Here is a 24,613-nt window from a genome sequence, read left to right on the forward strand (position 1 = left end):
GTTACCGTCTTAGTTGTTACGCGTCTTCGTTAACGCTTTGGGGAGCAACTAAGCCCATTTCTTCGCTGGTGATAAGGCTTTCAATATTCACCAGAATAACCATCTGACCATCTACATCTGCTAACCCATGCAAGTACCGGCTGTCAAAAGCCACACCAAATTCAGGCGGAGCTAGAATTTGGTCTTCCATTAACCGAATAACATCCGATACGCCATCTACCACAATGCCCACAATGCGATCTTGTATATTGAGCATAATCACGATGGTAAATTCGGTATAAGTGGCTTCGCCAACGTTGAATTTAAGGCGTAAATCTACAATAGGTACAATGTCCCCTCGCAAATTGATTACCCCTTTGATAAACGCTGGCGCATTTGCAATTTTAGTGACTTGCTCATAGCCACGAATTTCTTTCACGGTTTTGATATCTAAAGCGTAGTGCTCATCGGCAAGCACAAAGCTTAGATATTCCTTGTCATCGCCCCCGATAACAGCCTGATGTAATGCGGTATCACTCATGCGAGCATGTCCTCTATTTGACTTGAGGTATAAGTAGTTGCGATAGAGTCGGCATCAATAATGAGTGCAACTTTTCCGTCGCCCATGATGGTAGCGCCTGCAATTCCGGCTACTTTTCGGTAGTGATCTTCTAAACTTTTTATTACCACTTGTTGCTGACCAACTAAGGCATCTACAAGTACTCCGAAGCGCTTCTTACTGCTTTCAAGTAATACAACAATGGCTTCGGTGGGTTTACGGTTGGCGTTTTCTACATCCATATAGTCGTGAAGAGGGACGAGGGGCCAGTATTGGTCGCGTATATAAAGTACCGTATCGTTGCCCAAGGTTTTAAGTTGACTGGCTGTGGGTTGAAAAGACTCCACAATGTTGAGCAACGGTATTACAAAAATCTGACTTCCCACCGACACGCACATGCCATCAACAATAGCGAGGGTGAGCGGTAAATGTATGAAAAAGCCCGAGCCCTCTCCTAATGAAGACTCTATTTCAATACGCCCACCAATGGCTTCAATATTCCGCCGTACCACATCCATACCCACACCACGGCCAGACACATCGGTTACCGCTTCGGCAGTTGAAAAACCGGCTTGAAAGATAAGCTGCCATACTTCGCTGTCTGGTATGTCATCGTTAACGGCTAATCCATTTGTGCGTGCTTTATCTAAAATACGCGCCCGGTTCAGCCCGCCGCCATCATCGATAATACTGATAATAATACTGCCGCCTTTTTGCTCAGCGCCTAATATCACGGTGCCCATTTCTGACTTACCGGCGGCACGTCGCTTTTCGGGCAACTCAATACCATGATCGATACTGTTTCTAACCAAATGCGTTAACGGGTCGACAAGCTTTTCAATCAGGCTTTTATCGATTTCTGTGTGAGCGCCCTGTAAGACTAAATCTACTTTTTTGTCTAGCTTGCCAGCCAAATCACGAACTAGCCTAGGAAAGCGATTGAATGTAGCTGTCAGCGGTAACATTCTGACCGACATTACCGACTCTTGAATTTCACGAGTGTTGCGCTGTAACTCGTCTATCGCTACTTGCAAACGCTCGCCTACCTGCCCATCCACTTCCTGCCCAATCAGGGACAACATAGACTGGGTAATAACAAGTTCACCAACGAGGTTGACCATGGCATCTATTTTACCGGTATCTACTCGAATAGAGGCACTGTCTCGTCCACCGGTTTTTCTAGCGGGTCTGGCTGGCGACTTTGAAATACTGGGCGGTGGCGAGGTGGATTTATTTGCAGCAGTATCTGGTGCGACAGAGCTCTGTATGGCATTAGTTGGAACCGGCGAGCTCTGCACAGGTGACGCAGCCGACTGTGTGCCCACGGAATCATTCGCTTTTACGTTTGGTGGGGGGATATCTGCAGTGTCGAAAAAACCAAAGCTATCGTCACTGGCTAGTGACTTAATTACGGGTACTTCTGGTTCATCGAAAAAGCCGAAGCCGTCGTCTTCCACGCTAGCCGTTGTTTCGCTGGGCGTATCATCAAAGAACCCAAAACCATCATCAGTTTGTGTCGACAATTCGCTGTCGGTGTTCGCGCTCTGCTGGCTGGTACCTATGTGCGTGTCTGGCTCATCATCAAAAAAGCCAAAGGCGTCGCCGCTGTCGCTATGTGTACTATCGTTGCCATTGTCGAAGCCGTTACCGCTATCGACATTCTGATGGTTGGAAGTCTCAATATTGGTATCGGGTGCTGTTGTTTCTTGGGTTTCTGTTAGCGCCTTTTCTAGTTTGGTAATACTAACTGCAATAGCCTGTTCTGGCACATCTACTTGATTGCGATAGGCCGCTAACGTCGCTTTCAATACATCTAGGGTTTCAAGCAATAAGTTAACTATATTGGTGGTAACAGATAGCTCTTGATTGCGGGCCTTATCTAACAAGTTTTCCATTACATGAGTAAGGTTCATTAAGGCGTTGAAGCCAAAAATGCCACTTCCCCCTTTAATAGAATGGGCTGCGCGGAAAATACTGTTGAGTTCTTCCGAGTCAGGCGAGTCTACATCAAGGCTAATTAGCAGTTGTTCCATGTCGTCGAGATGCTCATCGCTCTCGTCAAAGAACACGCCATGAAATTGCTCAATATCGATGCTCATTCTGAATCCTTCCAGACAGGTAAAATGTGAAAAGGATTAGCCCAAAACGCGCTTTGTCACATCCAATAACTTATTAGGATCGAAAGGTTTCACCATCCAACCCGTGGCACCCGCTGCTTTCCCCTTCGCTTTCATCTCTGGGCCCGCTTCAGTGGTCAGCATAACAATAGGCGTGCGATTGAAACCGTTTAAGCTACGCAAGTTTTTGATGAGTGTTAAACCGTCCATGCGGGGCATGTTTTGGTCGGTCAATACAAATCCAAATTGCTGAGATTTACATTTATCCAGTGCTTCTTGACCATCTTGTGCGGTGGTAACTGTATATCCAGCCCCTTTTAAGGTCATCTCGACCATTTGACGAATTGATATAGAATCGTCGACTACTAAAATATGCTTGCTCATACTTTCTATTCCCTAACAGCTTAAAAGTAATAACTTTTTGATGTAAAAATCCTTTGTACCCTAGAATAACTCTACCTCTCCCGACTGCATGGATGTTGCAGAAACTGGGTTGTGGTCGGTTTTTCCTCGTTGGGCAAGCGCTTGTTGGTAAGCCTTCAATTCAGACGCAAACGCTTCCAAATTATCAGGCTCTAGTTGTTGGAGTCGCTCGATAATAAATTTTACAATATCTTTCGTGTAATCAATGTGCTGGCCATTTATATCGCCAAACTGCATGCCTCTTATCGCGTTATTGATTGCATCATCTAGTTGTTGCCCAATACCCTCTAGTTGCTTGGTAGTAACCTGGTCTGATTCTGCTTTGCGAATAATATCTTTTAGTTCTTTACTGATATGATCTTTGGCTTCAACCACGTGGGAAATGTCTTGAGAAGCAACGAATTCGGCGGTTTCGGTGAGCTTATCAACCAAGCCTTTAATATTTTCTACCTGCTTCTTAATAACATCACTAAACTGGGTCGAGCGGGTAGACAGAGCCCTCACTTCATCGGCCACCACGGCAAAGCCTCTTCCCGCTTCACCGGCTCGCGCCGCTTCAATAGCTGCGTTTAAAGCTAACAAATTGGTTTGGGCTGAAATATCGTCTATTCCACTAAGGGCATCGATAACCGTAGGCATCGCTTGTTGAATGGTTTGTACTTGGCCCATTAAATGCTGCGTTGAAGACGACATTTTTTCAGTGGAATCGATAAAACTCACAAGGGTGCTATCGGTATCTTGAGCAAAATTGCGCATTTTATCTGAGTAAGCGGTATTGTTTGAAGCATCGACGCTGAGCAAGGCATCAATACAATTAACCTGCGCTGCTACTAAGTCTTTTAAACTGGTAAATGCTTGACTAAGGGTAACAACCGCATCATCTTGGGTTGTTTTAATAGAGGCCAGATTTCCCTCACATATTGATAATGAATGGGCAATTTCTCCCCCTGCTAATGCAATATTATCTTCAACATAAGCCGTGCTGGAATGTGTTTCTTCGATAGAGGATTTGGTATCACCTGACGCTGTTTTACTTGATACATAAGCAACAAAGCCTATTAGTACTGCCGTTAGCAGAATAAAGCCAAAAAGCGCTGAGCCTAAAAAGAACAGAGCCCAAGACGCCAACAGCCCTGCCGCTACGCCAACTACATAGAGGTTAGCGCTACTTTGTGAGTGTGTAGATGAACTTTCCACGTTTGAATGCAAAAGGATCTCCTTATACCCTGCCACTACTCCTTCATCACTCAACGCTTAACCGAGTGAAATATGCATGACGTGTGTTCAATGTCATAAAGGTACTTACTCTTTATTTTGATGAAGAGTAAATAGGCAACGCGTTAGTCATTGTTGGTTACAATATGGACTAAGCGTAGTACTCAATTTGGAAAGTTGGCAAGTAACGAGATGCGAAAAACTGCTATATGTGCAAAAAAACCTATAAAAGGTGGTGAAGTGTAAATATAAACTCAAATGGCATAGTTCAATTACTTATTGCAGGAGTAAGATTGATTTTGAAGGCTAAGAACGGCTGAATTCCCTTTGTTCCAAAATTCTGTATTCATACCGATGTAACGTGCACCTGAGGCTGAACGGGCGCGCTGCAATATATGAATATTACCATTTTCAGATAGCTTTATTGTTTCTGGGCCCAAAAAGCGCACCTCGATGTTTCCAGCTGTCGCACAATTAAACTGATGCGTTCCTGTGGTAGCGGCGTCCATTTTTTCATTCTTCGCCGTTTCTTGTGCGGACATGCTAATTAACTTAAGTCTTTGCTTACCGTCGTTATCGTATATTACCAACCACGTGCCCTTTTGAATTTCATAACGGCTTGCCGTTTCTAACGCTTTCACGAAGCGCTTTTCTTGAGCTGACATGGCAGCTACACAAGCGCGGCGAGTCGTTACCAATTTAGACGTTGAGAACTCACCTTCTGCTAATCCACCCGCTTTTACATTAAGTATGCCCGAAAATTGATTACAACCAGTAAAACCGGAAATTCTATTTTTTGTTACCAGCTCGACAGTCAGCATACTGCTATCGATAATGCCGCCCTTGTCGATGCTTTCCACCTGCCAGGTACCAGTTAGGGTAGTTGCAGATTCTTCTTTGCTCACTGAGGCCGCGTCTGAGGAGGTGTGACTAGCGTTATGACTACAACCAGTGATGATAAAAAGCAGACTCAATACGATAAAAAGTGAATTATAAAAATGAGAGGCCATTACTAATCCTTGCCGTTTTAAATTGAAGATAAAATAACGGGTGTACTATGTTGCGGAATGTGGGCTGAAAGTAGCAAAAATGCGCAAAGTTTGAAAGTGATACGTCAATCAACTTGCAAATAAGAACAATTATCAATAGCATATAGACTCACAACCTTGGTACATATTATGTCTGCCGCTCGCATTTTAATAATAGAAGATGATATAACCCTTAGTGATCAGGTGGCTAGGTTGCTAAAACAAAAAGGGTTTACCACCACGCAGTGCTTAGATGGCCAGAAAGGCTTGTTGGCAGCGCTGCAGGAAAGTTTCGATCTCATTTTACTCGATATCTTATTGCCTTCGCTCAATGGCTTGGCAGTTTTGAATCAAATTCGAAAAGTTAAGCATACTCCGGTAATGATGATTACCGCCAGCGGCGCTGAACAAGAGCGCATTGAAGGCTATAGAAAAGGCGCAGATGACTATTTACCCAAGCCCTTTAACTTCACAGAAATGATGCTTAGGATAGAGGCTTTGCTACGTCGGAGCCAGCGAGACACCACCCCACCGAAACAAACCTCACAGTTTATCATTGATGAGCTCAAACTTAACCGAATTAAGCAAGATGTTCGCTATTCTGAGAGCGCTGTAGAACTCACCCCAATTCAGTTTAAATTACTGTGGGTACTACTTGAAAACCACCATGAAGTCATGACCAAAGCCTTCTTATACCAAAGCGTACTTAACAGGCCATTCAGCCGTTATGATAGAAGTTTAGACATGCATATTAGTCGCGTACGTAAAAAATTAGTAGAAGCAGGTATGCCGCCAGAAAGGCTCTCTACCTTGCATGGCAAAGGCTATCGCTTCTCGTGAAATACACCCTTTTCTGGCGAATGTGTACCGTTATTGGCGTAGGGACGGTTCTACTTTTCTGGGCCATAGACTGGCTAACTAATCACACCGAATCTAGCATGAGCTTTATTGCTGATGAACATCAGCAGCAATTGTTGGATTACGGAAAAGAAGCCGATGAAATTTGGAATAATGAAGGCGAAGATGCCCTGTCGGTTTGGCTTAAGATGCTTCAAGAAAAAGAGCGTACTTGGGCAGGCGTGGTCAGTTCAGATATTACGCCACTGGCTGGCTCAACTATCTACAAACCCTTTTTCGACCGCTTTCAATATGGAAGAAGTGTGGAGTGGAAAATACATTTATATTTTCAGCAAAACCCCGTGATGGAGATCCCTTTTGCCGACGCCGACACCCACCTGTTAATTGAACTACCTCAGCGTATGCGCCCAGGTGCTATGTTGTTGTATGCCAATGCCCTCCTGCAAATTGCATTGCCGTTAATATTGCTGTGCGTATTGAGTTTGGTGTTATACCGCCACGTGATGTCACCTTTGCGTAAGCTAGAAAACGTCACCAAAGCCTTCAGTGACGGCCATCACGATGTAAGAACGAATGCCTCTTTGCTTGACCGTAACGACGAACTTACTCGCCTAGCGGTTACGTTCGATAAGATGGCCGATAGAACCAGCAAACTTATTTATAATCAACGCCAGTTGCTCGCCGACCTCTCTCATGAGTTACGTACGCCTTTAACACGTATAGATATGGCGGTTGATTTTGTAGAGCAGCAAATTAATCCACAACAAGCAATAGAGCGACTTCGCTACGAAGCCTCTACCATGCGCAGCTTGGTGGAAGATACGCTTACCCTCGCTTGGTTAAATACCGAGTCTCCACAGCTCAATGCTGAAGACTTCGATTTGGTTGAATTAATACACGTTATTTGCGAAGACGCCCGCTTTGAATACCCCGACAAAAACCTCATTAGTCGGCTACCTGAAAAAGCGCCGCTTACCCAAAGCAGCCAAATCGCGCTAGGCCAAGCGATAGAAAATATAATTCGAAACGCATTACGCCATACGCCTGAGACGTCGGAAGTAGAAGTGCTGCTCACAAGCTCCGATAAGGGCTACCAACTCTGTGTAAAAGACAATGGCCCCGGTGTGCCTGAACATATGCTTGGAGATATCTTTAAGCCGTTCTTTCGAGTAGATAAAGCCAGAGTATCCAAAGGCGAACGAATAGATACGTCGCAAAGCACTGGTTTTGGTTTAGGTTTGGCGTTAGCCCACCGGCAAATTGAAGCCGTGGGCGGCACCATTAAAGCTCAAAATTATACTGACGTCGCCAGCCAGCGCAGCGGGCTAAAAATTCAAATTGAATTACCAGCCTCATAACCGTTACAGCCCGCGAATGTTCACAAGTACCCGTATATCGGCCTATCCTTAAACTGTTAATTCAGCGTTTTGGCGCAACCGTTTGGGCTCGCTGACTAATCTGCGCCACGCCAACACAATGCCGGTATACACCAGCACACAAGCAAGCAATGACACCAGCCCTGCCACGGTTTGACCGATAACCCCAAAGTATTCACCGGTATGTAGAAAACGCGCCGTGCCCCAAGCTTGGCCACCAAGAGACCAATCTTGCTTTCTTAGCACCTTGGTTACTTTGCCTGTTCGGGTATCGAAAAACAGCGAATATGCGAGTTCTTGCCTATGCCCTATGCTTTTATCAATGAAGAAACGGGCTTCATGAATATCTTCACCTATTTCCATCCACATTGAATACCAATCTTCGTACTCATTGGCATTAGCATGTTGCTGGGCTGACTTAAACAAGGTTTCATAAGGCACTTCATCAGCCGATAAACTGGTAATTTCCTCATGCTGCTCGCGGGCAGGTACACTTTCACCGAACGCACCGTATATGGCTTTATTAGCCCAATCGAAATGAAAAATAGTGGCAGTTAACGCGATAACAAACAACGGTATTAAACACCAGATACCGAAGACGAAGTGCCACTGCCGATTTCGGTGATAAGAATTTCGGTAGGTTTTGGGTAATAAAAACTGCTGTTTTAAGGCCCTTAGGTTTAAACGCTTAGGCAACCATAAATATAGGCCACTTACGATTAGAAAGAGGAATATTAAGTTGGCATACGCTGTGATGTTTTTACCCACCGCACGATAGTCGCCCGCAAGGGATAAATAACGATGAAAGTCGGTGACCACATGGAAAAACTCCCCCACCATGCCCTCGCCTTCACGAAGAATTTCGCCGGTATAAGGGTGTAGTAAAAAGCTGTGCCGCCCAGCCCATGCCGGAATAGCCGCGCCTTCGCGGTTTACCCAGCGAACATAAATATGTGGATCATTAGGTTTAAGCGTTTGCAGTATCGACACCACTTCATCGGTGCTGATGCGACTACTGGTGCGAGGACTGGTGCCAGTGCTGACGTCAGTGCTAATGAGCGCGTTTTTTTGTTTGGTAGGTGTCGTATTTGTGTTTTCAGGATCTACATCGTGCAGCCTTTCACTGAACTCTACGATTTGCCGTTCATAAGTCAGTAATACACCCGTAAAGGACATACACAAAACAAATATGCCGGCAATTAAGCCGGCAATAAGATGGGCCCAAAAGACCCACTTTTTTATCGTTTTAGCTACCATTAAGTTAATGACCTAATACTAAAAGTCGTAGGTCACTGATAGTCTAATATCTCTACCTGCTTCATGAGGGCCTATAACAGTGCCAAATACTTCGCTGTAGTCACCCACGCTTGAATGGTCGATGTATTGCTCATCGAACAAGTTAGACACAGCTAAGTTTACAAGAATATTGCTTGTGGCCTGCCACTCACCATACAAGTCAACAAGGGTGTAGCTTGGTTTGTTTAGGCTATACAAACTGTCTGTCCAACCCAAATCAACCGCTTGATGCAAGGTATCAATATCAATAGACCTAACCTGCCTAATACTCGTACCAACGCTAATATCGGCGTTAACCGTGTAATCTACGCCAACCACTAAAGTATCGCCGCGGCTATTACCTAAACCCACAAACTCATATCCGTTCAGATCAATTGACGAGTAGTCTACGTTGTAAATACCATCTCTTGGGTCAAGTTCACTATCAGCAGTTGAGAAACCAAAGAAAAAGTCGAATGAATCTACGCGATAGGCAAGGTCGAATTCAATACCGCTGCTTTCCACGCTACCGATGTTATTGAAGACAGAGTTTCCTTCGTAACCTTCAAAAATCACATCATCTAGGGTTGAGTTATAAACGCTTAATTTCGCATTTAAGTTATTCGCACTGTATTCAATAGAAGCTTCAATGTTTTGTACTGTTTCGGGTACAAGATCATCAGCCACTACAGGAATGTCTGAGCCATCGTAAAGATAACCGTCGATAGTAAAACCATCGCCAATTTCTTTTCCTCTGGCAGCTTCAGCATAACCTAACCCTAAGGTCCATGATTCATTAAGTTGGTAAGCAACACCCACATTGAAGCTTAGTTCAGAATCGTCTAACGACGCTTCGCTGTCAGTAACCGGTGTACCGTAATACTCTTCAAGCAATATGCGTTGTTGGAAATCATAATCGTCGTAGCGCACACCGTAGCTAAGCAATAGTTCAGGAGTAACGTCGCTGTAACCCTGTGCGTATATACCCATTACGCTGCTTTCTTCTGCGTTATCTGTTGTACCACCAGCTGAACCACTTGTAACTTCATCACTACGATAATCTACCCCGTATACAAACTTATGCTTTGCCGTTTCGCTGGTATTGCGAATATCGAAACCGTAAGTATCTATTTCAGCTAACCAATTAAAACGGCCACCTTGAAATGAAGAGTCGGTTTGATAGGCTGTCGCTTCTAAATACACCATATCGCTGTGCGCGAAACGGTAGTTTGCTACATAGGTATCACGCTGTGCTTCACTTGGATAAAGTGCTGCGCCTTCTAATACTACCCAGTTCGGGCGGGCAGAGAATTCACCTTCTTCGTCACGTTGCTCAACACTTAACGACAAATAGTGATTTTCAGCAATATCGCCACTGGCTTTAAGAAACAACATGTCTTGATCGGCCGCGGTACCGTAAATTTCGTTACCGTCGCCATCTTCCATATCGTCGCGATCTACCGTGCTGTAATAACCCAACACGCCCCATGTATCGCTTAGCTTGCCGTAAAGGCTGCCGCTATAGCGCGTACCGTCGTTTGAAAAGTAGCTTGCTTTAACACGGCCACCAAATTGCTCGCCTTCAACTAAAAGGTCGTCGGCATCTTTGGTTTTAAAGCGAATTGAACCACCAATTGCGCCTGGGCCACTGGTGGCTTCACCAGCCCCTGCTTGTACATCAATTTGCTGCAGTAAATCAGGGTCAATGGTGACACGGCCAATGTGATGGAACAGTGTGGAGGTTTGCTGCGCACCATCAACGGTAACATTTAAGTAAGCATCTTCTAGCCCACGGATATATATCTTTTGTGCAACCCCTACCGAACCACCAACACTAATTGAAGGCGAGTAGCGAAATATATCAGCGAGATCATTAGCTTGGTATTGCTCGATGTCTTCAGCAGTAATGCTTAGGTTTGTTGTAGCACCTACCACCGAAATTTTTTCGACAGTGTCTGTCGCGACAGAAGTAGTTTCGTCAGTCTCTTGCGTTTGCGCATAGGAAAACGCGCTGGACAGTGTGCAAACCGCACCAATGAACACTAGTTTTTTCAAGGAAAGCTCCAGTTAAATGTTTAGTTATTCTAAATAAGAAACATTCTCATTTACTTTCTCAGGAAAGGGTAGTGTTTTTACATTTGTTACATTTTCGTCGTTGTAAATCGACTATACTCATAGGTTGGAATGATACCGGACGCAGCAATTAAAGTAATTAAGGAAGCTTACCTGCATGATTGCCGAGCTAAACGAAAATGCGTTTAGTCGCCGCTCGATTAAGGCGTTCGAAGTTGTGCAATGCCGCATGGGCATGTTCTTTCATCAATGCTTCGGCTCTTGCCCCTTGCCCAGACAAAAGCGCCTCTGCGACGGCGTAGTGTTGCATATGAGCGTAGTATAGGCGCTGAAATTCACGCTCTGTTTCCTCTGGATTGAACACCAATGAATTAACGGATGACATCGGTAAATGCTCATTAAGTTTTAGCGCTTCCTCAATCGATGCATTTTTACTGGCTTCAATTATAGAGGCATGAAACATGCTATTCATCTCTACGTATTTCTGAATATCCATTTCATCGATATAGCCTTTATCGAAAATGCTATCGCCAATCTGTAGGCATTCTTCAAGATTGGCAATGGTTGATTCACTAAGCCCTCGTTCAGCTGCCAATCTGGCAGCTAGCCCTTCAAGTACGCCCCTCACCTCAACCGACCCAATAATTTCTTCTTTCGTAATTTTCCTCACTTTGTAGCCTCTTCGAGGCAGCTTAATTAGTAAACCTTCATTCTCTAGTGCCCGAAAAGCAATTCTGATCGGAGTGCGGGAAACCCCTAATTCCTCAGCAGTTGAAATTTCGGTTATCCTCTGTCCGGCCTCAATGTTGCCCGACAAAATCTTGTCTCGAAGTATGCTTAATACCGCATGCCTTTCTTTATTCAACGACGCTCTCCGGTTATAGGTTAGATAGCAATGTAACGAATACTACAACGTAAAGTATTCAATTGGATCCAATATTAGCCTATTCGTGACGATAGACTACTTTTTTCAAAATAAGCAACATCGTCTAAATACCTATATTCCAAATACTTAAGTTTTTCATGTATTCCCACACAGACATTATTGGATCCAAAATTGAGATATTTGCTTGTATGATCCTGACCACCTGGCTATTATTGGATCCAATTTTGAAAAAACTAAAAAGTTGAGCGTGAAATATATGGCTACATTTATCTTAAATGCTTGGTATGTCGCAGCGGTTTCAGAAGACGTTAGTAACGACGAACCTTTAGGTCGAAAAGTCTGTAATTTCGACATTGCATTTTTTCGGAATGCCGACGGCAAGATCCAAGCGGTTGAAGATTTTTGTCCCCATAGAGGCGCACCACTCTCACTTGGGAAAGTTGTCAACGGGAACTTAGTTTGCGGCTACCACGGCTTACAAATGGCCGGGAGCGGAAACACGCATTCTATGCCCAAGCAGCGGGTGGACAAATTTCCCTGTATTCGCTCTTTCCCAGTAGTAGAAAAGTTTGGCTTTATTTGGATTTGGCCTGGTGATCCACAAAAAGCCGCTGAAGAAAAACTACCCAATCTACAATGGGCTGATAATCCTGATTGGGCCTACGGGGGAGGACTATTTCACATCCAGTGTGACTATCGATTGATGATAGATAATCTTATGGATCTCACCCACGAAACCTACGTACACGCATCCAGTATTGGCCAAAAAGAAATCGATGAAGTTCCTGTACAAACCACGGTTGAAAAAGGTCAAGTGGTCACCAGTAGGCACATGGAAAATATAAGCGCCCCGCCTTTCTGGCAAGCCGCCTTGCGCGCCAATAATTTACAGGATGATGGACCTATTGACCGCTGGCAAATTTGCCGCTTCGATTTACCCAGCCACGTCATGATTGAAGTGGGTGTTGCCTATGCAGGCAAAGGTGGCTACGACGCACCAGAGAATACCAAAGTGGGAAGTTGGGTGGTCGATTTTATTACACCAGAAACCGATAGTTCCATTTGGTACTTCTGGGGAATGGCACGAAATTTCAAGGTAGACGATCCAGAACTCACTAAAAGTATTCGTGATGGGCAGGGTAAAATTTTCACTGAAGATCAAGAGATTCTAGAACGTCAGCAGCTCAATCTAGACAAGTATAAAGACAAGCGGATCCTGAAACTAGATATTGATGCTGGTGGCGTTCAAGCACGCCGAATGATTGAACGGGCGATAAAAAAAGAAGCTGAACTACATCTTACTGGAGATTTAGCGCAATGATAACGGTGGTAGTTAAAGCTAAAACAATGGTAGCTGAAAATGTGTGTCATTTGGTATTAGAACCAATGGATGGCAGTACGCTTCCACGGTGGGAGCCGGGTGCACATATCCAGCTGCAGTTAACGCCCGACATTAATCGGTCATATTCGTTATGCGGAGCGTTAAATGCGAGTCATTATGAAATTGCTGTATTAAGAGACCCTATGAGCCGAGGTGGTTCGTCATTTGTTCACGACAAACTGAACTTAAACAGCGAATTGCAGATAAGTGAGCCTAAAAACCTTTTTCCCTTAAATAGCCAGATAAACCCTTGTGTGTTTTTCGCTGCTGGAATTGGTATTACACCTATTATTCCTATGATTGAACGTTGTATGAATGAGGGACGCAGCACGGTCTTGTATTACTGTGCACGTACACCTTCTGAAGCTGCGTTTTTACACCAATTACAAGTCACAATGCCGACCGACGCACTGCACGTACACTTTACACAGGAACATGAAGGTAAGAGACTGGATATTCCAACCTGTTTTAAACACATCACTCATGAGAGCCATGTATACGTATGTGGGCCATCAAGATTCATCGACGATGTTATGGCTAACGGTAAGCGAATAGGTTTGCCAGAACCTCAGCTTCATACAGAGTATTTCGCCGCCATGCATCATGAAACATCAGCAGATCATGAATTTGAAGTTCAACTTGTCAGTAGCGGTGCAATATACACAGTATCACAAGATGAAAGTATACTATCGACGTTAGAAGACAATGATATCTTTATACCCGTTTCCTGCGAAGAAGGTATTTGTGGCACGTGTGTCATTGGTTTAGTCGAAGGTGAAGCAGACCACAGAGATGTGTATCTAAGTGATGAAGAGAAAGCCAGTATGAAACATATTACTCCCTGTTGCTCAAGAGCCAGAAGCAAGCGCCTCGTACTGGATATATGAAAATCTCCTTTTACGTTTCAAATTTCTTTAGGCGATAGGCGAGTTGGGCTCTACTTATCCCTAATCGTCTTGCCGCCGCAGAAAGATTTCCACTTTCCAATTCAACCGCTTCAAAAAGTAGCGTTCTCTCTAGTTCGTCCAGTGAAAAGTTTTTTTGCTTCATAGCATCAAGTTCTTCGAGCAAAAATGCTGGCGTTTGATTTTCACTGGAAAGCTCTCCTGATTCATTTACAGAATACAGCAAGGGCTCTGGTAATGACTCATTGTGAAACATGTGGTGAAGATCGATAGGTTCATTATCTTCTGTCCATATAACCCCACGCTCTACAATATTCTGAAGCTCTCGAATATTCCCAGGAAAGTCATAACTTAAAAGCGCTCGCGACGCTTTGGTAGTAATGCCAGGAATATGCTTTTCATGTAAATGGCAAAACTTATGAAAGAAATAATCGAGTAACAGAGGAATATCGTCTCTTCGGTCGCGCAATGGCGGTAAAGTGATAGGAAATACATTTAACCTAAAATATAAGTCTTCCCTGAACTCTCCATTTTTAACCGCATCGAGCAATTGCATGTTGGTGGCAGCCACAACACGCACATCGACGTTAATGGGGTGATTTCCGCCAACACGCTCAATTTCCTTTTCTTGTAACGCTCGTAATAACTTGCTCTGACCTGCCATACTCAGGGTACCAAGTTCGTCGAGGAACAAGGTACCACCATTGGCTCTTTCAAACCGTCCTGCTCTGCTATGGCTAGCGCCAGTATAAGCCCCTTTTTCAACGCCGAACAATTCAGACTCCAAAAGGTTATCGGGAATAGCTGCGCAGTTGAACGCAACAAAAGGCTTTTCTCTTCGCTTACTTTTTTGATGTAAGCTACTTGCAAAAAGCTCCTTCCCAACCCCAGATTCGCCGGTTAGCAATACGGTAGCATCGGTTTTTGCCACTTTATCTAATGCTTGAACCGCCGAAAGAAAAGCGGATGAAACACCGATTATTTTGCTTTCATTCTTTGGCTCTAGCGGCGGAATAACATCGACATCTGCGTTTTTCGTTATTGCTTTATCAACATTAATCTCACTTAAGAAGTCGAGTTCTCGCTCGCCTTCAGGCCACTGATTTGCATTTTTGCCCACTAACTTACATTGTGAATGCCCCATACCTAGGCACTCAGATTCACGAAATATTACTAGCGTGCTAAGCAAGCAGCTCACATACCCAATGGCATAACCTACTTCCATCCAACAGACAGGTTGGGTGCTTACCCCATGGGACTTAATATGTTGCTCTGCTTCACAGCTATTGTGCCAATAAAACTCTCCGGTATAGGTACCTTTATCTTTATCAAATTCAAAATGAATAGGCTCAACTTGAACCGCGCCCTCTAACGAGTGAAGTTGGGTGCCTGCAGCAAAAATAGAGGCAGGCTCAGCATCGGGCCATTTCTGCCTTACCAAGTTTGCATCGCGTGCCCCGGACTTATAGCCAACACGCATGAACAAGCGCCTAGCACTATCATAACCAATCGAATCAATTATTTGCTGCCGCATTAACCCAAAAGACGAACCATGTAACAGCAACATACGTTGGTCGTTCATCCATATACGGCCATCGCCAGGAGAAAACGACAAACATTCGGTTAATTCTTTAAGTGTAGGACTACTTTGATCTTTAATTTGGCTAAAACTCCCCTTAGCCCCCTCGTCAGACTTCAAGTTGACAATATCGGCAAGGGTGACGCGAGGATTAGAAGGAGGAGTCTTTTTGCTCATACGCTATATTTGATTAAAGAAGAATGCTTACATTACGCTAACATCAATTAAATAAAACAGACACTTAAATGTGCCGGACTTATACCATTGGATACCTAGGGTCATACAGTCTTTGTTAGACAGGCTCGCGATACCAAAAAAGTACGGCGAGCCTTCATTGCTAGTAGCGCAATCCCAACGAAAGTGACCACATGCGAGGGGCGTTATAGACCACCTGCGTAGTACCAACATCAATGTTTTGGAAGCCTGTAACAATGACGCGCTTATCAGTTAAGTTTTCTCCCCTAAGCGCAACTTCCCAGTCCCCATCGGCAGACAAGTATTTCACAGAGGCATTAAACATATGATACGCCGGCTGATTTGTACCAGGGGTGTTTTCAGATATATTCGCCGTTTCTGAACGGTAGGCCCAATCACCTAGTAAGACCCATTCAGATCCAGCATTTTGCGGTATATGATACCTAAACCCTACACTTGCTGAATATTCGGGTGTATTAACAAATTTATCGTCTAAATCTAAAAGCGCCCCTTCCTTCAAATCTGTGTACTTAGCGTCAATATAGCCAGCGCTTGTATTTAAATATAGATTCTCAGAGAGTAAGAACTGCCCTTCCACTTCGGCCCCAGAAATTTCACCTTCCGCCGCATTCTCAAAAAAGGGCGATAAACCACGGTTTACCGTTACCTGAATGTTTTCATAAGTCGTATAGAACAAAGCGGCATTAACTTGGGCACTCCCACCCCAAAAACGCGACTTGATACCAAGCTCATAACTATCTGCTTCCTCAGGCTCGAAAGTAGGCGGCGTATTATTGGGTTCAGGTAATGTTAGTCGACTAGTCCAGCCACCAGATTTAAAGCCTTGCGAGTAAGATGCATAAGTCATGACATCGTCTGCAATATGGTATTGCGCCCCTACATGTATGGAAGTATCAGAAAAAGAAAGTGTGTTTTTCCCCACTGGGTACACTCGGGTTAAATCAGACTGGTCGGGATACAGCGCAGACGGAAAACCGACTTTAATACCAAACATGTTTAGCTCTTTTTGTTGCCCTTCAAATTCTTTATCTTCTTTTGTATAGCGGATACCAAACGTTGCACCCCACTTACTGCTAATTTTGTAATTCATATGGGCGAAGGCTGCAATCGCGTCGTTTTTCAGGTCGTTTGGCCCATATACCTGTACTAAGCCTCCAGCAAAAATCGGCGTGTCGAGAAGCGAACCTTCTTCGGTGAAGTAATACAAACCGGTTACCCAATCTAAGCGTTCTTCAAGAGACGTTCCTGTTAATTGAAGCTCTTGGGAGAATTGCTCCTGCTCCATAAAAAAGGAGGTGTCTACCATGATAAATGGACCGCCAGAGTTATCCACACCAAAACTAGATTCAAGCTCACGATATGCAGAGATAGACTTTATTGCCATATCATTCTCTAATTCCCAATCTACAGTAAGCGAGCTCCCCCACGCCGATAGTTCTGAAAAATTGCTGCCGGCAGCATAGCTTAAGTCAGGGTCGCCGGTAATGTAGCGATCATCAATGGGAAGGCGATTGTTGTTAGGGTTATCGTCAGCATTTGCACCAGCAAATGAAGTGCCCACCGTTCCGCGGACACCACAGGCAGCAGCAAGTCCAATGCTATCGAGTGTCGCTACATCTAAACTAATGCATGTATTATAAAGCGATGCCAAACTGGCTTCGGTATTAACCGCCACTAAACTTGATGGTGCAGCGGTCTCGTCAGTTTCGGTGAAGTCGGCGGAAAAGGTAATACTGACATCGTCACTTGGAGTATATAACGCCTTAAATCGACCATTTATACTATTTTCTTGCCCCGCTTTATCGCCGTTTGAAGTTTGGTTTTTAACCGTATTAAATTTACCAATATCGTTAACAAAATTCTCGCTGCCAGGAAAACGAACGCGTTGTTGGTAACCATCACGTCGCTTCGAAGAAAAAGAAACTTGTGTAAGCAAGTCATCAGATAATGGTAAATCTGCCGATATACGCACATCTTGTCGATTGAAACTCCCCGTGGTCGCTTCTGCTTTAAAACCAAACGTTTCACTTGGATTACTTGTCACAATACTTAATGCACCACCAATTGAATTTCGGCCAAACAAGGTCCCTTGAGGCCCTTTTAATACCTCAATGCGTTCCAAGTTTAATGTATCTGCCACCGCCCCCAATGTTCTAGCATAGTAAACGCCATCAATATAAAGCCCTACGCCAGGCTCAAGGTTGAAAGCGAAATCATTCTGACCAATTCCTCGGATGAATGCACTTAGTACTGAAGAAGACCCCGCAAATGGTGATGTGGCGTCCATCTCTACATTTGGAATATAGGCTGATACTTCAGTAATGTTACCAATGTCATTATCACGAATACCATTTGCCGAAATAGCTGAAATAGTAATTGGCACCTCTTGAACGTTTTCAACACGTTTTTGAGCAGTAACACTGATGGTTTCTAATTCGCTGACATCAGGCGGAGGGTTTGTTTCTGCACTCTGTTGAGCATAAACCCCTGTTGAAATACTGATCATACTAGCAAGCATACTGGGCACCAGTATTTGCGTTCTATTTATTTGCTTAAGTTCCACGCCAAACTCCTCAATAATTATTATTTTTACATCTAGTTAACATACAACCGATTGTTTTGGCTGGAATGCAAACAAAGTGCCATAAAAAATAATAAAGGTAAGCCTCTGAATATAAATAAGAATAAAACAAATCGCATTGATATCGCTAAAATCAACTTAACCAAATAAACAAAAACTTCACAAAACAATGACAAATAGAGAATTATGAATCTGTAATCACAGATAATTTTGATAATAAAGCCTTAAGCGACTGGACTTTGCTTCAAGTTTTGCTCATTTGAGCAACTCAAAAATTGAATTCTTTTCATTTGATCAACCATTTGATCGCAAATTTCATATTCGTATTACGCATGGGCATTGGTTTAAGAAAAATATGCGTACGCAGGCCTTTATTGTTAAGCAGTTGTGCTTTTTTCGTTAATTATTGGCATGAGGTTTGAAAAGAATAGTTCATTCTTTTCAAACTGAACAATCAGGTAACGAAAACATGAATATTTCGAATTGGCTGGAAAATAGCCCTTGGGACGGCACATTCTTTAATGGGGATTGGGTCAAAGGTGAACTCGGCACTATCGATGTGATTGAGCCAGCGACACAGACAGTACTCGCACGAGTAGGTTGCGCCTCTGCTCAAGATGTAGCCCATGCAGCACGCCAAGCCGCCAGTGCACAAGCCCAATGGGCAAAAATGTCTCCTCGCGAAAAATCTGACATATTATTAAATGCCGCGTCGTTTTTAAAAACTCACTTCGATGCCTTTAGTGAAATTGTCGCGAAGGAAACAGGCGGCGCTATATTTAAAGGCCAACACGAAATTAAGGAAACCATCACCATACTGCAGCTTGCGGCAGGAATGGCAATGCAACCAAATGGCGTTACATTACCCGATCCGCAAGGGAGAATGTCTATTGCTAAGCAGCTTCCTATTGGGGTTGTAGGGGTTATTTCTCCTTTTAACTTTCCTATGGTGCTAAGTACAAGAAGTGTCGCTCCGGCCTTAGCAACAGGCAATGCGGTGATATCAAAACCCGATCCCCAAACGCCATTATCGGGTGGGCTAATATTAGCGGCTGCATTAGAAGAAGCGGGGTTGCCCAAAGGGTTGTACCACGTAATGCCTGGCTTTGTAGAAGCGGGTAGTGCCGTTTGTGAAGCCCCTGAAATTGGGGTGGTTGCATTTACTGGCTCTACCGATGCAGGTCGTAAAATTGGTGAGGTTTGTGGCCGAAACCTCAAAAAAGTATCGCTTGAACTTGGCGGTAACAGCGCGCTAATTGTATTGGAAGATGCGGATTTAGATATTGCTGCCAGTAACATTGCCTGGGGTGCTTATCTTCATCAAGGCCAAATATGTATGGCGTCAGGTCGAATACTCGTTCACGAATCTATTGCTGAAAAATTATCACAAAAGATTGTTCAGCGTGCCAATCAGTTACCCATTGGTAATCCTACAAAGGGCGCATCAATCGGGCCTTTAATTAACCAGCGCCAGCTATCGCGGGTTGAAAGCATTGTGAATGATTCTATTGATGCCGGCGCTGTCCTCCTCACCGGAGGTGAAAGTGATGGGCTGTTTTACACCCCAACAGTTTTGTCTAACGTTAAGCCTGGAATGCGTTGCTTCGAGGAAGAAATTTTTGGCCCTGTAGTGAATATTGTCACCTTTTCTACCGATGAGCAGGCAGTTGCGCTTGCAAACATGGGCGACTACGGCTTGGCAGGTAGTGTGCTTTCACCCAATCTCTCTAGAGCAATGGCAATAGGAGAGCAGCTACATGTGGGGCTACTTCATATTAACGATCAGACGGTGAACGATGAATGCATCAACCCATTCGGCGGCACACGTGCGTCTGGAAACGGCTCTTCCGTGTGCGGCCCTGCAGATTGGGCGCTGTACACACATTGGCAATGGATGACGATGAAAAGTGAGGCTACGCCAAAGCTGTTTTAGTCGATATTTAGTGTAGGTGTACATCTAACACACCCAGTATAGGAGTTTGCATGAAAATTATAGCGGCTGTTGCTCGAGAACACTCAGCACCACTGAGTATTGAAGAGTTAGAAATTGATTCGCCCAGAGACAACGAAGTACTTGTAGAATTGGTCGCAACTGGCATTTGTCATACCGACTTAGTAGTTAGAGACGGCATGCTTCCTACGCCACTTCCGGTGGTGTTAGGCCATGAAGGTGCGGGGATCGTTAGAGCTGTCGGAAGTGCGGTAAAAAAAGTCGTACCTGGCGATCATATTGTCATCACATTTGACAGCTGCGGCCATTGTGAAAGTTGTAAAGATGAGGCGCGCAGCTACTGTTTCGAGTTCTTTCCAAAAAACTTTTTTGCAACCCGAGATGACGGCTCTGTTGCGCTAAGCGATGGGAAAAACCCCGTTCATAGTCACTTCTTTGGACAATCTTCGTTTGCTTCACATGCCATTTGCCATGAAGCGAATGCCGTAAAAGTGCCAAAAACGTTACCGCTCAAATTGTTAGGCCCCTTGGCATGTGGTGTGCAAACTGGCGCTGGCGCCATCGTTAACAGCTTGGATGTTCAAGCCGGTAAATCAATCGTTATTTTCGGGGCTGGATCGGTGGGACTCTCAGCAATTATGGCGGCAAAAATACGTGGAGCAAAAACCATCATTGCCGTAGATATGCACGTATCTCGATTAGAAAAAGCAGAAGAATTGGGCGCAACACACGTCCTGAATGCCAACAATGCAAATGTGGTCAGTAATATTATGAATATAACCACAACTGGTGTGAACTACGCCCTTGATACTACGGGAATTCCTGCGGTTATTCGACAAGCTATTGAGACTCTCGCGCCACGAGGCGTATGCGGTATTTTGGGCGCATCTGGGCCCGATGCTGAAATTACGTTAAACGAAACACATTTCATGAGTGGGGGTAGAAAACTTTTCGGCATTGTCGAGGGTGAAGCTAAATCTGACGCCTTTATCCCAGAAATGATTCAATGGTTTCAAAATGGAAAATTTCCATTCGACAAACTTATTCGCTTCTACCCATACACTGAAATCAATCAAGCCATTGAAGACACCAAAAGTGGAGCAGCCATTAAACCAGTCGTTGAATGGTTAGTTTGAAAAAACCAATTAGCAATATTTTTTAACCAACGAGCGAGTTCGATATGAGCTCGCTTAGGGAATGATTATGGGGACTAATATGACTGTGATTGAAGGTGTTTCAACACGTGATGCCTACGCCAATGTCGATAATATAGCTATTCGGTACTGGGATTCGGAGGGAAATGGACCTGTTCTATTTTGTTGTGGCGGCGTGGGCAGTAGCGTTGAAATTTGGCATGAACAGTTTAAGAAGCGACCCAATAACCTCAGAATTATTGCATGGGATTACCCTAGTCATGGCTTGTCTGGTCCGTGTTTACAACGTTTAACGCTTGACGAATATGCCGGTATTGCATGGAAGTTGATAGATAAGTTGGCTATTTCAGAAGTGCATTTAATCGGTAATTCCATGGGGGGCGCCGTGTCACTGCGAATGCTCGCCCAACGTAGAGACAAAGTGAAAAGTATCGGACTACTCAATTGCGCAACGCTGGGTAAAGATACCCCAATCCCTTTTCGATTAATGACACTTCCTGGAATAGGTCGAATCATCACCAAAGCCGGAGAGACGGCATATACAAATCAAATTAATACCATTTTTCACCAACCACAAAATATTAGTGAAAGCATATTGTCAGCGATTAAGCGCAATAGCTTCAGCACAAGGGCCCAATTAGGATTTTTAAAGGGTGTTAGATGCATTAATTCAATCTTGGGGCAACGCAAGGATTTGGTTAACCAAAGTAAACACATTATAGAATTAATTACCTGCCCTATATGGGGAGTTCACGGCGAATATGACCGTGTATTACCTGTGCATCAAACAGAACAAATTTATAACTGGAATACTAACGCGAACATAAATATATTGAGAGAGTGCGGGCACACCCCTCAAGCAGAGAAACCTATTGAGATAAACGAAATGATTCTCGCCGCGGTTTTCTCATACAATAGCGGTTAATACTTTTATCGAGCGGTAGCGATTGAGTTAGCTCTCACCACTACCTCCTTGAACCGTTTTTAGGTAAGCCCCTAAGCTTTTATCTTTCTCGTCTTTATACCTGCGATCGAGTACTGAAAATTCAGATATTCGGTCGAGCCGAAAACTTCTAAATGCGCCGCGAAGCTCACACCAACCAGCCAACAGCCAAATTGGGCTAAATGAAATAAGTGCTAAAGGACGTATTACGCGAACAGTCTTTTTGTCATTAAGGTCCAGATAGTGAAATTGCACAAATTGCTTACGTCTTATGCACTCCCTGACGTCAGTAAAATTCACCTGCCAAGGTATCTTGTAGCGGCTCGGCGCTGAAAAAGTACTAATTTGATGAAGTTCATTAATTAAAGCTGCGGGCAGTGTAGCCTGTATTTTTCGATACGCGCTTTGTGCTTTTTGAGCAAACTTTTCATCTGTCCAGTTACTCACCATGCCTATTCCCAAAGCAATTGCTTCTAGTTCGTCAGCGTCAAACATAATGGGGGGAAGGTGGTACTTTTTATCAATTACATACCCCACTCCGGCCTCACCGAAAATAGGAACACCGGAGTCAATCAAGTCTTGAATATCTCTGTAAACAGTACGAAGACTGACTTCAAACGTGTCTGCTAAGGTTTGCGCAGTTACAGCCTGATGCATTCTTCTTAAATGATGAACGATGTCGTTTAATCTGTCGGCTTTACGCATAAGACGCTATGTAACCTAATGAGTGAGTGGCGTTATTTTAGATAAACACTACTGACATTAACTGTCAGTAGTCAATGGCTACTATGTAGTTGCGACACTTAATCACTTAGGAGAAAGACATGATTGGATACGTAACAATTGGAACTGCCGACTTAGCGAAATCAGGTATGTACTACGACGCTTTACTAGGCACAATAGGTGCTACACGGTTTATGGAAGAACCCAACTACTTTATTGCGTGGTCACGTTCACAAAACGACGCTTCACTTGCAGTCTCACTACCCTTTAACAAAGAACCAGCCACGGTGGGAAATGGCACTATGGTTGCCATCGCATTAGAAACCCCAGAACAGGTTAAGGCCTTCTATAACAAAGCCATTGAATTAGGAGGTACAGACGAAGGTACACCCGGTTTTCGCCCTCAAGAGGCAGATTCAGGCTTCTATACAGGTTATTTTCGAGACCTAGATGGGAATAAACTGAACGCGTTTTGCATGGTAGAAGAATCTGTATCGGGTAAGCGTATTCTATAAATAGTATTTTAGATGTTGAAGAAGCTTGGTCACTATGGCGCAGTTTCTGCTGCGCTATTTTGATTAAGGGAAATTAAGAATGCCCAAAGTATCACTTAGCTTGCCGTAAAGGCTACCGCTATAACGTGGATCGTCATTAGATAAGTAGCTCGCTTCTACTCGACCACCAACACTAATTGAAGGCGAGTAGCCAAATATATCTGCGAGATCATTAACTTGGTATTGCCCAATGTCTTCAGCAGCAATGCTTATGTTTGTTGCAGCACCTATTACCGATATTTCTTCAACAGAGGCTGTTTCGGCAGAAGTAGTATCGTCAGCCACTTGCGCTTGGGCATAGGAAAACGTGCTGGATAGTGTGTAAACCGCACTAATGAACACTCGTTTTTTTCAAGGAAAGAACCGTTTAAATATTTAATTATTCAAAATACAAAAGGCGCTCGTTTGCTTCACACTGAAAAGGTTGTGTTTCAACAATTGTTACATTTTGAATTGAGAGGGAGTTTGGAAGGTTACTTTTGTTCGTCTTCAGGCTGAGTATTTTGATCTTCGCTATTTGCTTGCTCAGCTAGCTTTTCTCGCTCGGCTTTAGAAACATAAACCGGCTTATTACTCTTATGAATTTTAGCGTTCGCTTTTTTATCTTTTTTCTGGAGTTTTTTAATGATTTTTTTACGACGGTTCATACCCTTTTTCTCCTAAACAATCTTACTGACTCTTCATATTATACAGTGTTCACGACTCAAGCTGCCATACACACATTTACGAGCACGGTTTACTAAATAATAAGGACTATAGAGTTTCAGCAACAACAGCCCTTAACACAACCAAAATTGGTTTGGGCATACTTCTTGATTATTTATTAGACTGTTGCTA

The 24,613-nt window shown here is 43.9% G+C and carries 21 protein-coding genes; 8 read left to right on the forward strand and 13 right to left on the reverse strand.

Annotated features, from left to right (window positions below):
• Nucleotides 1–16: 16 nt before the first annotated feature.
• The 5 genes from JKP82_RS02545 to JKP82_RS02565 form a co-directional block, all read right to left on the reverse strand.
• Nucleotides 17–520 carry a chemotaxis protein CheW gene (locus JKP82_RS02545; protein ID WP_126872400.1) on the reverse strand — a complete coding sequence of 168 codons (504 nt, stop codon included), beginning with the start codon at nt 518–520 and terminating at the stop codon, nt 17–19.
• A complete protein-coding gene (locus JKP82_RS02550; protein ID WP_218395726.1) occupies nt 517–2,637 on the reverse strand; it encodes a chemotaxis protein CheW in 2,121 nt (706 codons plus the stop codon). Before JKP82_RS02550 ends, JKP82_RS02545 begins: the two co-directional genes overlap by 4 nt.
• A 36-nt stretch (nt 2,638–2,673) precedes the next feature.
• Nucleotides 2,674–3,039, reverse strand: a complete 366-nt coding sequence (locus JKP82_RS02555; protein ID WP_159528124.1) for a response regulator — start codon at nt 3,037–3,039, stop codon at nt 2,674–2,676.
• A 60-nt stretch (nt 3,040–3,099) separates the two neighbouring features.
• On the reverse strand, nt 3,100–4,287 hold the full coding sequence (locus JKP82_RS20970; protein WP_220099817.1) for a methyl-accepting chemotaxis protein: 1,188 nt from the start codon (nt 4,285–4,287) through the stop codon (nt 3,100–3,102).
• Nucleotides 4,288–4,565: 278 nt separating this feature from the next.
• The gene (locus JKP82_RS02565; protein WP_218395728.1) at nt 4,566–5,303 is read right to left on the reverse strand and encodes an META domain-containing protein; all 738 of its coding nucleotides are present in this window, start codon (nt 5,301–5,303) and stop codon (nt 4,566–4,568) included.
• Between the two features lie 168 nt (nt 5,304–5,471).
• On the opposite strand from JKP82_RS02565, the gene JKP82_RS02570 reads away from it, so the two are divergent.
• Together JKP82_RS02570 and JKP82_RS02575 are read left to right on the forward strand one after the other, a co-directional pair.
• Nucleotides 5,472–6,161, forward strand: a complete 690-nt coding sequence (locus tag JKP82_RS02570) for a response regulator transcription factor (protein ID WP_218395730.1) — start codon at nt 5,472–5,474, stop codon at nt 6,159–6,161.
• A complete protein-coding gene (locus JKP82_RS02575; RefSeq protein WP_159528118.1) occupies nt 6,158–7,537 on the forward strand; it encodes a sensor histidine kinase in 1,380 nt (459 codons plus the stop codon). The genes JKP82_RS02570 and JKP82_RS02575 overlap by 4 nt, the downstream gene beginning before the upstream one ends.
• A gap of 48 nt (nt 7,538–7,585) precedes the next feature.
• Here the strand turns inward: JKP82_RS02575 and JKP82_RS02580 are convergent, their stop codons facing one another.
• From JKP82_RS02580 to JKP82_RS02590, 3 genes are all read right to left on the reverse strand, one after another.
• A complete protein-coding gene (locus tag JKP82_RS02580) occupies nt 7,586–8,812 on the reverse strand; it encodes a PepSY-associated TM helix domain-containing protein (protein WP_159528116.1) in 1,227 nt (408 codons plus the stop codon).
• 18 nt (nt 8,813–8,830) lie between these two features.
• The gene (locus JKP82_RS02585) at nt 8,831–10,885 is read right to left on the reverse strand and encodes a TonB-dependent receptor (RefSeq protein ID WP_218395732.1); all 2,055 of its coding nucleotides are present in this window, start codon (nt 10,883–10,885) and stop codon (nt 8,831–8,833) included.
• Nucleotides 10,886–11,072: 187 nt separating this feature from the next.
• The gene (locus JKP82_RS02590; RefSeq protein WP_159528112.1) at nt 11,073–11,768 is read right to left on the reverse strand and encodes a GntR family transcriptional regulator; all 696 of its coding nucleotides are present in this window, start codon (nt 11,766–11,768) and stop codon (nt 11,073–11,075) included.
• 277 nt (nt 11,769–12,045) lie between these two features.
• Between JKP82_RS02590 and JKP82_RS02595 the strand changes: the two genes are divergently transcribed.
• Both JKP82_RS02595 and JKP82_RS02600 read left to right on the forward strand, forming a co-directional pair.
• A complete protein-coding gene (locus JKP82_RS02595) occupies nt 12,046–13,110 on the forward strand; it encodes an aromatic ring-hydroxylating dioxygenase subunit alpha (protein ID WP_246604291.1) in 1,065 nt (354 codons plus the stop codon).
• Nucleotides 13,107–14,057, forward strand: coding sequence for a PDR/VanB family oxidoreductase (locus JKP82_RS02600; RefSeq protein WP_159528108.1), 951 nt, complete (start codon nt 13,107–13,109; stop codon nt 14,055–14,057). The genes JKP82_RS02595 and JKP82_RS02600 overlap by 4 nt, the downstream gene beginning before the upstream one ends.
• 10 nt (nt 14,058–14,067) lie before the next feature.
• Here JKP82_RS02600 and JKP82_RS02605 read toward each other — a convergent pair whose 3' ends face one another.
• Nucleotides 14,068–15,831, reverse strand: coding sequence for a sigma-54-dependent Fis family transcriptional regulator (locus tag JKP82_RS02605; RefSeq protein ID WP_159528106.1), 1,764 nt, complete (start codon nt 15,829–15,831; stop codon nt 14,068–14,070).
• 160 nt (nt 15,832–15,991) lie between these two features.
• Nucleotides 15,992–18,433 (reverse strand): TonB-dependent receptor, encoded by a 2,442-nt coding sequence (locus tag JKP82_RS02610; protein WP_218395736.1) that lies wholly within the window; start codon nt 18,431–18,433, stop codon nt 15,992–15,994.
• A 487-nt stretch (nt 18,434–18,920) separates the two neighbouring features.
• Here JKP82_RS02610 and JKP82_RS02615 point away from each other — a divergent pair, with 487 nt between their 5' ends.
• The 3 genes from JKP82_RS02615 (at nt 18,921) to JKP82_RS02625 (ending at nt 22,481) form a co-directional block, all read left to right on the forward strand.
• Nucleotides 18,921–20,384 carry a benzaldehyde dehydrogenase gene (locus JKP82_RS02615; protein ID WP_159528102.1) on the forward strand — a complete coding sequence of 488 codons (1,464 nt, stop codon included), beginning with the start codon at nt 18,921–18,923 and terminating at the stop codon, nt 20,382–20,384.
• A 50-nt stretch (nt 20,385–20,434) separates the two neighbouring features.
• Nucleotides 20,435–21,538: an NAD(P)-dependent alcohol dehydrogenase gene (locus JKP82_RS02620; RefSeq protein WP_159528100.1), complete on the forward strand. Its 1,104-nt coding sequence runs from the start codon at nt 20,435–20,437 to the stop codon at nt 21,536–21,538.
• 67 nt (nt 21,539–21,605) lie between these two features.
• A complete protein-coding gene (locus JKP82_RS02625; protein ID WP_218395737.1) occupies nt 21,606–22,481 on the forward strand; it encodes an alpha/beta fold hydrolase in 876 nt (291 codons plus the stop codon).
• A 27-nt stretch (nt 22,482–22,508) separates the two neighbouring features.
• On the opposite strand, the gene JKP82_RS02630 is transcribed toward JKP82_RS02625, so the two are convergent.
• On the reverse strand, nt 22,509–23,204 hold the full coding sequence (locus JKP82_RS02630) for a helix-turn-helix transcriptional regulator (RefSeq protein WP_159528096.1): 696 nt from the start codon (nt 23,202–23,204) through the stop codon (nt 22,509–22,511).
• 119 nt (nt 23,205–23,323) lie between these two features.
• Here JKP82_RS02630 and JKP82_RS02635 point away from each other — a divergent pair, with 119 nt between their 5' ends.
• Nucleotides 23,324–23,737 (forward strand): VOC family protein, encoded by a 414-nt coding sequence (locus JKP82_RS02635; protein WP_218395738.1) that lies wholly within the window; start codon nt 23,324–23,326, stop codon nt 23,735–23,737.
• A 63-nt stretch (nt 23,738–23,800) separates the two neighbouring features.
• Here JKP82_RS02635 and JKP82_RS02640 read toward each other — a convergent pair whose 3' ends face one another.
• Both JKP82_RS02640 and JKP82_RS02645 read right to left on the reverse strand, forming a co-directional pair.
• Nucleotides 23,801–24,118, reverse strand: coding sequence for a hypothetical protein (locus JKP82_RS02640; protein ID WP_373996581.1), 318 nt, complete (start codon nt 24,116–24,118; stop codon nt 23,801–23,803).
• A 131-nt stretch (nt 24,119–24,249) separates the two neighbouring features.
• On the reverse strand, nt 24,250–24,423 hold the full coding sequence (locus JKP82_RS02645) for a DUF2986 domain-containing protein (protein WP_218395740.1): 174 nt from the start codon (nt 24,421–24,423) through the stop codon (nt 24,250–24,252).
• Between the last annotated feature and the right edge of the window lie 190 nt (nt 24,424–24,613).

The sequence above is a fragment of the Alteromonas lipotrueae genome (assembly GCF_019249215.1).
GTDB lineage: Bacteria > Pseudomonadota > Gammaproteobacteria > Enterobacterales > Alteromonadaceae > Alteromonas > Alteromonas lipotrueae.

Coding starts and splice junctions, on each gene's coding strand:
- JKP82_RS02545 (WP_126872400.1), bottom strand. CDS start 520: ATGAGTGATACCGCATTACATCAGGCTGTTATCGGGGGCGATGACAAG.
- JKP82_RS02550 (WP_218395726.1), bottom strand. CDS start 2,637: ATGAGCATCGATATTGAGCAATTTCATGGCGTGTTCTTTGACGAGAGC.
- JKP82_RS02555 (WP_159528124.1), bottom strand. CDS start 3,039: ATGAGCAAGCATATTTTAGTAGTCGACGATTCTATATCAATTCGTCAA.
- JKP82_RS02565 (WP_218395728.1), bottom strand. CDS start 5,303: ATGGCCTCTCATTTTTATAATTCACTTTTTATCGTATTGAGTCTGCTT.
- JKP82_RS02570 (WP_218395730.1), top strand. CDS start 5,472: ATGTCTGCCGCTCGCATTTTAATAATAGAAGATGATATAACCCTTAGT.
- JKP82_RS02580 (WP_159528116.1), bottom strand. CDS start 8,812: ATGGTAGCTAAAACGATAAAAAAGTGGGTCTTTTGGGCCCATCTTATT.
- JKP82_RS02595 (WP_246604291.1), top strand. CDS start 12,046: ATGGCTACATTTATCTTAAATGCTTGGTATGTCGCAGCGGTTTCAGAA.
- JKP82_RS02600 (WP_159528108.1), top strand. CDS start 13,107: ATGATAACGGTGGTAGTTAAAGCTAAAACAATGGTAGCTGAAAATGTG.
- JKP82_RS02605 (WP_159528106.1), bottom strand. CDS start 15,831: ATGAGCAAAAAGACTCCTCCTTCTAATCCTCGCGTCACCCTTGCCGAT.
- JKP82_RS02615 (WP_159528102.1), top strand. CDS start 18,921: ATGAATATTTCGAATTGGCTGGAAAATAGCCCTTGGGACGGCACATTC.
- JKP82_RS02620 (WP_159528100.1), top strand. CDS start 20,435: ATGAAAATTATAGCGGCTGTTGCTCGAGAACACTCAGCACCACTGAGT.
- JKP82_RS02625 (WP_218395737.1), top strand. CDS start 21,606: ATGGGGACTAATATGACTGTGATTGAAGGTGTTTCAACACGTGATGCC.
- JKP82_RS02630 (WP_159528096.1), bottom strand. CDS start 23,204: ATGCGTAAAGCCGACAGATTAAACGACATCGTTCATCATTTAAGAAGA.
- JKP82_RS02635 (WP_218395738.1), top strand. CDS start 23,324: ATGATTGGATACGTAACAATTGGAACTGCCGACTTAGCGAAATCAGGT.
- JKP82_RS02645 (WP_218395740.1), bottom strand. CDS start 24,423: ATGAACCGTCGTAAAAAAATCATTAAAAAACTCCAGAAAAAAGATAAA.